Below are 11,981 nucleotides of genomic sequence, written 5' to 3' on the forward strand. Positions count from 1 at the left end.
GCTAGGCGTGCAGCGCGCCGGGGTAGAGGTACTGCTCGGCGGGTGGTTCCTCGGTGTCGAGCCAGGCTGCGAGGAAGCCGGTCAGGTCCTGAGTGGCCTTGGACTGCAGGAATTTCCGGAAGTCGGCCATGGAAGCGTTGCCGTACTTGTGTGACTCGACGAATTCGCGGATTGCCGGGAAGAAGACCTCGTCGCCGAGCGTGTGGCGCAGGGCGTGCAGGAAGAGCGGGCCGCGGTAGTAGACCGAGGTGAATTCGAAGCCGACGCCGGGGTTGTCCAGCTTCACTTCCCAGAACTTGGGCTTGTCGAGGAACTTCGTGAGGGTTTCGCGGTACTGGTCGTCGACGTTGACGCCCTCTTTGCGTTCCTTCCACAGGTAGTCGGCGGTGTAGGAGGCGAAGCATTCGTTCAGGCAGATGTCGGACCACTGCTCGATCGACATGGAATCGCCCCACCACTGGTGCGCGATCTCGTGCACCACGGTGTCGAGCTCGGTCCACGGCGCGTAGATGGGCCGGGACTGCGTCTCCAGGGAGAACTCCAGTTCCGAATCCACATAGATGCCGCCCGCCACATCGAATGGATACGGGCCGTACAGCTCCTCGGCGAAGTCCAGGATCTCCGGCAGCCGCAGCTCCATCTCCTTGGCGTCCAGCGCCTGCGGGGCGAAGGCGCTCAGCAGCGGAGTTCCATTGGCGCGCCGCTGATCCAGGAATTCGAACTTGTCGATGGCGATGGTGGTGAGGTAGCCGATGATGGGCTGGCGCATCTCCCAATCGGTGTGCCGCATGCCGTCGAGCACCACATTGCGCATGGGCACCCCGTTCGACATCACCTCCCACTCCTGCGGCACCGACGCGTGCAGGGTGAAAGTGGCCTTGTCCAAAGGCGTGTCGTTGAGCGGATACCAGCTGGTGGCCGAATGCGGTTCGCCCGCAACGAAAGCGCCGCCGCTGGGCGAGAGCACCCAGCCCTCGCCCTCGGTATCGGTGACCGGGCCCGCGTACTCCACCCGCACCCGGAACGGCAGGCCCGGCAGCAGCGGCAGCAGCGGGGTGATCACCAGCTCGTGCTCATCGGTGCGCTCGAACCAGGCGGGCAGGTTGTTCACCGTCACCTTCGACACCTCGGGTCCGCTGAAATCGAGGTTGAAGGTGCGCAACGGCTGGGTGGCCACGGCGTCGACCTCGGCCGCCCCGGTCAGGTGCCGCGCGGGCGGGTCATAGGCAATGGTGACGTCGTAGTGCCGGGCGTCGTAGCCGCCATTGCCGTCGAGCGGGTAGTACGGGTCGCCGAGGCCGGCCGCGCCCGTGAACGGGTCGGTCGAATCCGCCTGCGCGGGTGCCGCACTCACCGCCAAGAGCAGCGCCGCTCCCGCCACCGGGTACCGCCACCAGCCAGACCTCATGCGTTCCGGGCGCCCCTTTCGGCGTATTTCCCCCATTTGCCGATGCTAGCCGTCCGGCGCGTCAGTGACTGGTGCCCGACACGGCCACGCTGGCGCCCAGTCCGATGATCATGACGCCGCCCGCGCCGCCGACCGCCTCCAGGCGCTTGGGCGAGCGTGCGAACCAATCGCGCGCCAGCCCGGCCGCCAGGCCCCACGCGCTGTCGGACACCAGCGCGATCAGCAGGAACACCAGGCCCAGGATCAGCAGTTGCAGCGGCACCGCCCCGCTGGCCGGATCCACGAACTGCGGCAGCACCGCGGCGAAGAAGATAATGGCCTTCGGATTGCTGATGCCCACCAGGAAGGCCTGCTTCAGCATGCGGCGATCCTGCGGCGGCTCGGTCCGCGACTCCCACGCCTCGCGCAGCGACTTGCGCTCCCGGATGGACTGGATCCCCAGGTAGATGAGGTACAGCGCGCCCACGAACTTGACCACGGTGAGCGCCACCGCCGAGGCCGCCAGCACCGCGCCGAGCCCGATGACCGTGAGCAGCAGGATGACGAGCACGCCGACGGAATGGCCCAGCACCGACAGCAGCGCCGCGCGCCGCCCGGACGCCAGCGCCCGGCCGATCACGAAAAGCACACCGGGACCCGGAATCACGATGAGGATGGTGGCGGCGACGAGGAACGCCACCAGATTCGCGGCAGGGATCATCGCCCCAGCGTACGAGCGAGTTCGAACAATGTCCCGCCTTTTTCCCGCCGCCGGGCCTCAGGTCGCGTAGCTGCGTAGTTCGTCCGGCAACTGCTGCGGATCCAGCAGCAGCCGCTTGGCGTCCACCCGCCGGACCTTGGCGGCCAGCTCCAGATTGTCGGTGAGCAGCTGCCACTCCACCTCGCGAATGGCCTTGCGGGCCCGCTCGATAATGTTCAGATCGCGGGTGGCCCAGGCGATCGGTATGGCGCTGACGGTCTGCCGCAGATCGCCCATCGACGTCGGCGCCCGGTCGATGCGGACGGTCACCGCCGGCACCCGCTCCCCGGGCCGGCCGTGATGGCCGGGCAGCGTGCGCACGGTCCGGGTCACCAGCGCATAGCGCGGGCCGTCGGAATTCGGCTTGGCCAGATCCACCAGCGCCAGCAGCGTGGTGGCCTTGTCACTGGTCTCCGACACCACCGCGGGCACCAGCTCGCCCACGGTGTACAGCTTGTCCACGCGACCGCGATGCGGCGTCCACAGGCCGATGAACAGCGCCGTGGCCGCGCCCAGGGCGAAGGCCACCGCCAGCAGATACGACCAGGGGTGGTTGAGCCAGATCAGGTATCCGGTGCCGACGCCGAACAGCCCGGCGGCGGCGAGGGCCAGCACCCGCAACCGGCGCAGATCGGCGACGATTTCGTTGACCGCCCTGGCATGCTCACGGTCCACCGCGAATTCGAAGCGCCGCACGTGCGTTCCCTCCCGCCCTCTTTCGGAGGATCGTCCTCCATTTATCCTATCGTCGGCCCCAACAGGTCGTCCGCATCGGTGATGCGATAGGCATACCCCTGCTCCGCCAGGAAACGCTGCCGATGTGCGGCGTATTCGGCGTCCAGCGTGTCACGTGCGACCACCGAATAGAAGTGAGCCTGACCGCCATCGTGTTTCGGCCGCAGCAGCCGGCCCAGGCGTTGGGCTTCCTCCTGACGGGATCCGAAGGTGCCCGAAACCTGGACGGCCACAGACGCTTCCGGAAGATCGATGGAGAAATTGGCGACCTTGCTGACCACCAGCACCGGAATTTCCCCGCGCCGGAAGGCATCGAAGAGCTCCTCGCGCTCCTTGGTGCGGGTGGAGCCCTGGATGACGGGCGCGTTCAGATGCTCGCCGAGCTCGTCGAGCTGATCCAGATACGCGCCGATGACCAGGCTCGGCGCATCCTTGTGCTGGGCCAGGATGGATTCCACCACAGGCAGTTTGGTGCGCGCGGTGGAGCACAGCTTGTAGCGCTCCTCGGGCTCGGCCACCGCATAGGCCATGCGCTCGGCGTCGGTGAGCGTCACCCGCACCTCGACGCAGTCGGCCGGCGCGATCCAGCCCTGTGCCTCGATGTCCTTCCACGGCGCGTCATAGCGCTTGGGGCCGATGAGCGAGAACACATCGCCCTCGCGCCCGTCCTCGCGAACCAGGGTCGCCGTCAAGCCCAGTCGCCGCCGGGACTGCAGATCCGCGGTCATGCGGAAGACCGGCGCGGGCAGCAGATGCACCTCGTCGTAGATGACCAGGCCCCAGTCGCGACTGTCGAACAGCTCCAGATGCCGGTACTCGCCCTTGGTCTTTCGCGTGATCACCTGATAGGTGGCAATGGTGACCGGCCGGATCTCCTTGCGCTCGCCGGAGTATTCGCCGATCTCGTCCTCGGTGAGCGAGGTGCGCGCCAGCAGCTCCCGCCGCCACTGCCGCCCGGCCACGGTATTGGTGACCAGGATGAGCGTGGTCGCCTTGGCCTTGGCCATGGCCGCCGCGCCGACCATGGTCTTGCCCGCGCCGCAGGGCAGCACCACCACGCCGGACCCGCCGGCCCAGAAGGAATCGGCGGCCATCTCCTGATAGTCGCGCAGATGCCACTTGTCGTCGGTGTAGTCCAGCTCGATGGGATGCGCCTCGCCGTCCACGTACCCCGCGAGGTCCTCGGCCGGCCAGCCGATCTTCAGCAGCATCTGCTTGATGCGGCCGCGCTCGGAGGGATGCACCATGACGGTGTCGTCGTCCAGGCGGGCGCCCAGCATCGGGGCGATCTTCTTGTGCCGGAGCACCTCCTCCAGCACCGCCCGGTCCAGGCTCACCAGCGTGAGCCCGTGCGCCGGATGCTTCACCAGCTGCAACCGCCCGTACCGGGCCATGGTGTCGACAATGTCCACCAGCAGCGGCTGCGGGACGGCATAGCGCGAATAGGTGACCAGCGCGTCGACGACCTGCTCGGCGTCGTGCCCGGCCGCGCGCGCGTTCCACAGCGCCAGCGGCGTGATGCGGTAGGTGTGCACGTGCTCGGGCGCACGCTCCAGCTCCGCGAACGGCGCGATGGCCTGGCGCGCCGCATCGGCCGACTCGTGGTCGACCTCCAGCAGCAGGGTCTTGTCACTCTGCACGATCAGCGGACCGTCGGTCACGGCACCTCCTGGCTTGTCTGGGCCCGTCCCCGCCGGACCGTCGTCCATTCTTCCTGACGGCACCGACAGCGCGGTGACGGGCATTTCCGCGAAAACCGTCAAGCCCCGAATTCCCGTGGCTACGATCACACATCTTGGACGATTGTCCATTTTGGCTTGATTCGATTGATTGAACAGGGATGAGTATGCGCAAATTCCCAGGCAGAGCCATTGCGCGTGCGGCGGCGTGCGCTGTCGCGGCGGTGCTGGCAGGTGTGTTGACCGTGACCGCGCCGACCGTGCGGGCCGAACCCGCCGGGGCCGGATCGGTGCGGATCGAGGGCGATCGGTTCGTGGACGAGCACGGGCGGGTCGTGCTGTTGCACGGGATCAACAATGTGGACAAGGACGCCCCGTACGTCGAACTCGGCGACGGTTTCACCCTCACCGCGGACGATGCGGCGCTGCTGGCCGGGCACGGATTCAATACCGTGCGGCTGGGCGTCTCCTTCGACGGGCTCATGCCCAGCCGGGGCGTTATCGACACCGCGTACATCGATCGAGTGGTCGGCGTTGTGGACACCTTGGCGCGGTACGGGATTCACACCCTGCTCGACCATCATCAGGACGGGCTGTCGAAGATCTGGGGCGGCAACGGCTTTCCCGAATGGTCGATCCGGGCGCGGCCCGGGGCGCTGGAGCCGAATCCGTCGTTCCCGCTGTACTACCTGATGCCCAGCATGAACAAGGGCTGGGACGAGGTGTGGAACAACAGTTACGGCGTGCTCGACCACCTCGGCGAGGCGCTGGGCGCGCTCGCGGCGAGGCTGAACGGGCGGGCCGGGGTGCTGGGCATCGAGCTCATGAACGAGCCGTGGCCCGGAACCGCCTTTCTGAGCTGCTTCCCCAACGGGTGCCCGGGATTCGACGCCAAATATCAGGCGGCCATGCAGAAGCTGACCGATGCGGTACGCGGGCGCAATGGCGACATCAATGTCTTCTGGGAGCCGAATGTGACCTGGAACGAGACCATGCCGACCAATCTCGGCAAGAATCCGCCCATCACCGCGCCGGGTATCGCGTTCGCGCCGCACGATTACTGCATTCCGAGTCAACTGGCGATCTATCTGGGGCTGCCCGAATTCCTGCGCGGACTGTGCCCGGTGCAGCACGACAAGACCTGGTCGAATATCGACGCCTTCGCGAAGAGGACACATCTGCCGACGCTGATCACCGAATTCGGCGACGGCGATCCGGATGTGCTGAGCAATACGCTGACCCGGGCCGACGAGCGGTTCATCGGCTGGCAGTACTGGCACTATTCGTCGCGCTTCGGGGCCGGCGGGCCGCGGCCGGATCCCTTCCTCGGCGATATCGGGCGGCAGCTGGTGCGCACCTATCCGCGGGCCACCGCCGGTACGCCGGAGCGCATGAGTTTCGATCCGGCTACCGGGGATTTCAGCTATCGGTACACCCCGCTGCCGGGCGGTGCGGCGACCGAGATCTATGTGTCCGATCTGCACTATCCGCAGGGCTATCGAGTCCGGGTCGAGGGCGGTCGCGTCACCTCCCCGGCGGGGGCCCGGGTGGTGACGATCGAGGCCGATACCACGGCGGCGGTGAGTGTGTCCATTGCGCGCGTTTAACCGAAAGTTGTTGATGCCCTTAGATTTCCCTTATGTAACGCCAGCCGGGGGCGGAGCGACTACAGTGTGCAGCGCACGTATCTGGACGAGCGCCCAGATCGGAAGGGAACACCGTGACAGTCTTCAGCCTCCAGCTCCTCAACAGCCTGCTGCCGGCCATCCTCAACTACTCCATCCTGGGTATGCGCGGCCTGTCGATGATCTGAGATCATTCGCCGCGCTGATGCGGTCGCCGGTCACCCACGGGTATCCTCACCGCGTTCACGGCAGCCGTGAACTGTTCGGTGAGAAAGGTTTTCGCAGGTGAAGTTCACAGGGACGAGGGCGATCGCGCGCCTCGTGATCGCCCTCGTGGCGATGGCCGTGGCCGCGCTGGCCGTGACCGGGTGTTCCATGATCGAGGACGCCAGCAAATCCGATACCGCCAAGGCGAAGGTCGGCGACTGCATCAACGTCATCGAGGGGTCGACGGTCGATTCCAAGACCGAACCGGTCGACTGCGCCAACGAGAAGGCGGTCTACCAGGTGGTCTCGGTGTACGACACCAAGACCGACTGCAAGGAGGAGCAGACCTCCTACGAGGAGACCCTCAATGGCGGCACCACCGCATTCCTGTGCCTGACGCCCAATTTCAAAGAAGGCGCCTGCTACAACGAATCGTCGTCCACCGGCTACAAGTTCGTGGATTGCACCGCGCCCGAGGCTTCCTTCAAGGTGGCCAAGCGCATCGACGGCCAGGCCGATGAATTCCTGTGCGACGCGACCACGGCCATCGGCTTCCGCGTCGTTCCGGAGCCGAAGACCACTTTCTGCTTGAGCAGCCCCAAGAGCTGAAACATCCCGGGGGCACGCCCTCGAACCCCGAATTGGAAAGGGGCGCGGCTCGCAGAGCCGCGCCCCTCTTCTATTGCGCGTCTATTCGACCAGGGCCACCGATGCGATCCGGTGCAGGGTGAAGTGCCGGATCGCGCCGGTGACCGGATCCAGGGCGTCCAATTGGCCGCTGCCGACCTTCAGCGGTTCCACCACCCGCTGGGTGGCGATGCCCGAGGCGTCGACATAGCCGATGTGGACCGGGCGGCGGGTGCGCGCCGCCAATTGCAGCAGGTTCAAGGTCGCGGCCGTGGTGGTGCGACTGCCGTCGCTGCGCACCGCCTGGCCGGGGCGGGCGGTGGCGGCGCGCTCGCCGGCGCGGAGTTCGGCGACCAGGGACTGCAGCTGTTCGGTGCTGGGCGGGTTCGGCCGCCAGTTGGGCTTGGGCTGCTGGCGGGCGGAGATGCGGGCGCCGCGGGCGCGCAGGTCCACGATGGCGCCGGAGGAATCCTCGCCCGCGGGGCTGAAACCGGCGGCTCGCAACCGTTCGAGGACCTCGCCCAGAGGAGCCTGGGAAATGGCCACGGTGGGCGCCACCGCCCGCAGCGCCAGTTCGCCCGCCACGGGGGCGGCCAGGACCTCGGCCAGCAGGGTGGGATCCTCACTGCGGACGAAGGATTGGGCCATTCCGGCGCGCAGGCGGCCGTGGCGGCGGGCCACATCGTCGATCAGATAGGTGAGCGACTGGGGGACCGGGGTGCGCGAGTGCGTGGTGAAGAGGTTGTGTAGCTCGGCGGCCGTCGCGCCGGCGTCCAGGGCGCGCCGGACCGAGGTCTCGCTGATGCGGTAAACCGTTGCGGCGCCCGCGGATTCGACATCCGCGACGAGCGCGACGCGATCCTCCAGGTCGGGGGTGAGCGGGCCGGGGGCGATGACCGTCAGATCCGCTTGCACGAGAACGTGGTCCACCGGCTCGGGCAGCGCCGTGGCCATCTCCGATTCGGCGTCCTCGGGGCTGCCGTGCAGCAGCGCGCGGCCGGCGGAGGTGACCGCGCCGCGCGCGATCAGGCCCAGCGCCTCGGCTTCGGCCAGGGTGCGCTCCACCGCCTCCAGGCGGTAGTGCCGCCGCCAGCGCGGCTGCCGCCAGGCCAGGACGCGGCCCAGATCGGCGGCGGAGAGGGCGGTGCCGGTGGGGAATTCGGCCAGCAGGCCGAGAATGGCGCGGCGGTCGCGGACGGCGTGCACCACGCGGAGTTCGGCCGACAGCGCCGCCAGGGGTTTGTCATTGGCGTCGCGCAGGCCGATCATCCACGGGAAGCGGTCCAGCTCCAGCCAGGCGTGGGCGAGAACGGCCCAGCGGTGCGGCGGGACGACCGCCAGCCAGGCGTCGGCGGTGGTGGTCGGCGCCCAGTAGTCGTCGGCGCTGTCCGGTTCGGGCAATGGTTCGGGGGAACCCTTGTCCAGCAGCCGGGCCGCCGCCAGGACCTCGGCGAGCAGGCCGACGCGATTCTCGTCGATACCGGTCTGTTTGGCGACGCGGCGGATCTCGCGCACGCCCAGCCCGCCCGAGCGCAGGGCGGGAGCGGGCGTCTGCCCGAGCACCTCCAGCACGGCGGCGCTGTGCCGCAACAGTTCTCCCACCTCGCCCGCGGCGGCGGCATTCACATCGGCGGGCGCGTGCTTGGTCTGGTTCGGCTGCGGCGGCGTCAAGGCGTGCGGATCGGTGACCGGTTCCCCGCGCAGCACCTGCCCGACCGAGACGGGCAGCTCCACCGTCTCCTCGTCGATCCAGTTCAGCAGCCGCCGATGCAGCAGCCGCTGCACCGGCCGATCGTCGGGGGTGCCGGGCGCGGCGTCGCGCGTGCGGCCGCGCGGACCGGTGGTGGCCAGCTTCTCCAGCAGCCCGCGCTCCTGCTGGGTGAGTTCGCCCAGGGCGGCGGTGATCTCGGGTTCGGTGAGCGCGTCGGGCAGTTCGGTGGTGCTGCCGAGCGGCCACGGCAGCGCCTCCTGCGCGGCGGCGGTCAGGCGCAGGCCCGCATCCGGCCCCCAGACCAGGGCGCGCTCGCGCAGCTTGTCCACGGCCGCGTCGATGGCCGTCGCGGCCACGCGATCGCCGAGCAGTTCGTGTAACCGGGTGCGCGGGACCGGTTCCGCCTGGCGGCCGTCGGCGGCCCCTTGCACCACAAGGGTTTCGATGACGGCGAAGTCGAGGGTGTCCAGCTCGTCGGTGGCGCGCAGCACCGAGGCCCGCTGCTCGGTGCGGGCGGCCAGCACCGCCATGGCGGAGGGCAGCGGAACAGCCAGATCGGGGCGCAGCTGCAGCAGCGTGACGAGCTCGTCGTCGCCGCGGGCCGACAGCCATTCCGGCAGGGTGAGTTCGGCCGCGGCCGCGGCCCGCTGGGCGGCCTTCGCGGATTTGGCGGACTTACCGGTGGCCTTCGCGGGGGTATCGGTCACTTCATCCGATCCAGGCTGGAGCGTGCCGTCCGTCCCGGCGCCCGCGTAATCGGGCCCCGGGCACGGCGAGATGGCGGGATGGGACGCGGTTCAGCGGCCGCCGCGGCGACGAGAGCCGGGTGCGCGGCGGCCGCTGCACAGAAGGCCGCGCCATCGACCGCATGGTGTCGGTTCGAGAGGCGTATCAGCGGTTGATGACCGTGCGCGGGTGCACGTAGGGCAGCTGATCGACCGGAAGCGGGAACTCGGTGTCCTCACCGTAGGGGGAGAGGTTGCCGGAGCGGGTCGACGACAGCTCGGTGACGGCGTGCTCGCCATCGCTGACCTCGGGCCAGCCATTGTCGACATAGGGCTTCTTCGTTTTGTTCACCACGGGCTCATTCTGGCATGACCGGTTCGGCAACGCCCCTTCCGGCACCCCCGAAGTTAGCCGGTTCGCACGGCGTTCCGGCGGCAAACCCGGTCCGGCACAAATGCAAACGCCCCGCATCGCCATTGATGCGGGGCGTCTGGATACGCGAACGCGGGGTTCTAGCTGGGCAGCAGGCCCTTGTTCGCCTGGTAGAAGTTCACGATGTTCGGGTCGAGCTGGCCGCCGGCCTTGGTGGCGTTCAGGAAGTCGAGCACCGGCTGGGGGATGTTCACACCCTGCTGCTGGGCGATCTCGACGGCGCGGTCGACGGCCTGGAAGACCTCCTGGGTGCCGTCGGCGGCCTGCTGCTGGCCGCCCGGGTTCGGGTTCCAGCGCGGGGTCTCCGGAGCCGGCGCGGTGCGCTCGGTGGGGCCGCTGGAGAGGCCGAGGCTCGAGGAGCAGGACGGCCACGCGCCCCAGCCCTGGGTGGCGAGCACCTTCTCGGCGATGACGATCTGTTCTTCGCGGCTGGCCTGGTTGGCGGTGGGGGCGAATTCGCCGCCGCCGTGGGAGATCCAGGTGCTCGGCGAGAACTGCAGGCCGCCCTGGTATCCGTTGCCGGTATTGATCTGCCAGTTGCCGCCGGCTTCACACTGAGCGAGGCGATCCCAGTCGGAGTCGGGTGCCGCGCTGGCGTTTCCGGCCAGGGCCACTCCGGCTCCGCCGACGATCGCTCCGGTCAGGGCGACCTTGGCGACGGTGCGGCCGGTGTTACTCGGCTTGCGATGGCGTCCACTCATGTTCGGGTCGTTCCTCTCGTACGCGCCTGCGAGGCCGACTACCGGGGTCGAACTGAGAGGTCGTCCGGCCCGGCGCGCTGTTGCGCGCTATCCCTCGCTCTCGCCCCTCGTTCCAGTTGGGGGTCCGTACCCGCGGGGCGAGATTCGGTGCGGCGGGCCGGTGGCGCCGGGGTGACCCGGCTGGTGAGAGACCTTACGACGGTCGCCGCGAAAAATCACCATTTGGTAACCGCCGTGTCTGTCCGGGTCACCAACCGGCGCAAGGTGTTCCGCTTCACGTCTTTGCTGGTGGTCACGGCGAGTCCCGGCCGATAGGGGTCTGTCACCGCGCTGTGACCATTCTGTTATGTGACGAAGATCACATGTGTACGCGAGTAACAGAAGGGGAATTCGGGCGTGTCAGCGTGCGCGTCGGCCGGACCACAGGGCGAACACGATCGCCAGCAGAAACCCGAGCGGCGCGGCCATGGCGAGCAGATACAGCCACAGCCCCGGATCCGAATCGGTCAGGATTCCGATGCCGAAGATTGCGACAATCGCCAGCAATCCCGTTGCGAACAAGACCATTGCGACATTCAGCAGCCAGCTCCCGGACCTGCGCGGCGGCTGCTTCGGGGATGTGTCGGACACCTGTAGACCGTAAAACTGATGTGCTCGCGCTATTCACACCGGGGTAGACTCGATGACAATCGCGTCCTGCATAGCTGTGTGGGGCGCGTTCTTTTCGCAAACGGAACGGTTGGCGGACTTGCACGTCCGACAACCACGACTGTGCCCGGCAAGGCCCGGGCATCGAAACAACGAACGGGTGAGCGCAGTGCCGACCGGCAAGGTGAAGTGGTACGACGTCGAAAAGGGCTTCGGCTTCCTTTCCCAGGATGAGGGTGAGGACGTCTACGTTCGATCGTCGGCGCTGCCCGCGGGTGTGGAAGCGCTCAAGCCGGGGCAGCGCGTGGAATTCGGCATGGCGGCCGGGCGGCGCGGGCCGCAGGCGCTGAGCCTCAAACTCCTCGAGACCCCCTCGCTGCGCAATGAGCGCGGCGGCGAGCGGCGCGGGAGCAAGAGCGAAACCCCGGTCACGCGTAAGGAACCCGACGAGCTGCACGGCTTGATCGAGGACATGATCACGCTGCTGGAAACCAAGGTGCAGCCGGACCTGCGCCGGGGCAAGTACCCCGACCGCAAGATGGCGCAAAGGATCGCGGAGGTCGTCCGCGGTGTAGCGCGAGAACTCGACCACTGAGCTAAGGGGGTTTGGGGGCTTAGCCCCCATCTCTTCTCCCACAAACAGTGGGCCCCGGCGGGCTTTTGTCGCCCGGGGCCCTTTGGTTTATAACGGAGTACGAAACCACCAAGCCGCGGGCGGCCTATAACCCACATGGCCGGTAGCC

Annotated in this window: 11 protein-coding genes; 3 read left to right on the forward strand and 8 right to left on the reverse strand. The window is 68.0% G+C overall.

All coding sequences use genetic code 11. The features are described from left to right. Position 1 precedes the first annotated feature (1 nt). The 4 genes from ACFVIV_RS01540 to ACFVIV_RS01555 all read right to left on the reverse strand — a co-directional run bounded on the left by ACFVIV_RS01540 (position 2) and on the right by ACFVIV_RS01555 (position 4,543). Positions 2 to 1,408 (reverse strand): M1 family metallopeptidase, encoded by a 1,407-nt coding sequence (locus ACFVIV_RS01540; RefSeq protein WP_379192720.1) that lies wholly within the window; start codon positions 1,406 to 1,408, stop codon positions 2 to 4. Positions 1,409 to 1,469: 61 nt separating this feature from the next. Further along, entirely contained in the window at positions 1,470 to 2,108 is a 639-nt protein-coding gene (locus tag ACFVIV_RS01545) for a LysE family translocator (RefSeq protein WP_379192722.1), read from the reverse strand. Positions 2,109 to 2,165: 57 nt separating this feature from the next. Next, positions 2,166 to 2,843 (reverse strand): DUF3239 domain-containing protein, encoded by a 678-nt coding sequence (locus ACFVIV_RS01550; protein ID WP_379192724.1) that lies wholly within the window; start codon positions 2,841 to 2,843, stop codon positions 2,166 to 2,168. Between the two features lie 41 nt (positions 2,844 to 2,884). After that, on the reverse strand, positions 2,885 to 4,543 hold the full coding sequence (locus tag ACFVIV_RS01555; RefSeq protein ID WP_379192726.1) for a DNA repair helicase XPB: 1,659 nt from the start codon (positions 4,541 to 4,543) through the stop codon (positions 2,885 to 2,887). 185 nt (positions 4,544 to 4,728) lie between these two features. Between ACFVIV_RS01555 and ACFVIV_RS01560 the strand changes: the two genes are divergently transcribed. Together ACFVIV_RS01560 and ACFVIV_RS01565 are read left to right on the forward strand one after the other, a co-directional pair. Next, positions 4,729 to 6,168, forward strand: a complete 1,440-nt coding sequence (locus ACFVIV_RS01560; RefSeq protein ID WP_379192728.1) for a cellulase family glycosylhydrolase — start codon at positions 4,729 to 4,731, stop codon at positions 6,166 to 6,168. A 303-nt stretch (positions 6,169 to 6,471) separates the two neighbouring features. After that, positions 6,472 to 7,002 carry a hypothetical protein gene (locus ACFVIV_RS01565; RefSeq protein WP_379192730.1) on the forward strand — a complete coding sequence of 177 codons (531 nt, stop codon included), beginning with the start codon at positions 6,472 to 6,474 and terminating at the stop codon, positions 7,000 to 7,002. Positions 7,003 to 7,083: 81 nt separating this feature from the next. Here the strand turns inward: ACFVIV_RS01565 and ACFVIV_RS01570 are convergent, their stop codons facing one another. From ACFVIV_RS01570 to ACFVIV_RS01585, 4 genes are all read right to left on the reverse strand, one after another. Continuing rightward, complete coding sequence (locus ACFVIV_RS01570) at positions 7,084 to 9,438, reverse strand: helicase-associated domain-containing protein (protein WP_379192732.1); 2,355 nt, start codon at positions 9,436 to 9,438, stop codon at positions 7,084 to 7,086. Positions 9,439 to 9,622: 184 nt separating this feature from the next. Further along, entirely contained in the window at positions 9,623 to 9,811 is a 189-nt protein-coding gene (locus tag ACFVIV_RS01575; RefSeq protein WP_379192734.1) for a hypothetical protein, read from the reverse strand. Positions 9,812 to 9,969: 158 nt separating this feature from the next. After that, on the reverse strand, positions 9,970 to 10,590 hold the full coding sequence (locus ACFVIV_RS01580) for a transglycosylase family protein (RefSeq protein WP_379192736.1): 621 nt from the start codon (positions 10,588 to 10,590) through the stop codon (positions 9,970 to 9,972). A gap of 399 nt (positions 10,591 to 10,989) precedes the next feature. Next, complete coding sequence (locus ACFVIV_RS01585) at positions 10,990 to 11,220, reverse strand: hypothetical protein (RefSeq protein WP_379192738.1); 231 nt, start codon at positions 11,218 to 11,220, stop codon at positions 10,990 to 10,992. A gap of 187 nt (positions 11,221 to 11,407) precedes the next feature. Here ACFVIV_RS01585 and ACFVIV_RS01590 point away from each other — a divergent pair, with 187 nt between their 5' ends. Continuing rightward, on the forward strand, positions 11,408 to 11,833 hold the full coding sequence (locus tag ACFVIV_RS01590) for a cold-shock protein (RefSeq protein WP_379193105.1): 426 nt from the start codon (positions 11,408 to 11,410) through the stop codon (positions 11,831 to 11,833). The last annotated feature ends 148 nt before the right edge of the window (positions 11,834 to 11,981 follow it).

Source organism: Nocardia sp. NPDC127526 (assembly GCF_042672265.1).
GTDB lineage: Bacteria > Actinomycetota > Actinomycetes > Mycobacteriales > Mycobacteriaceae > Nocardia.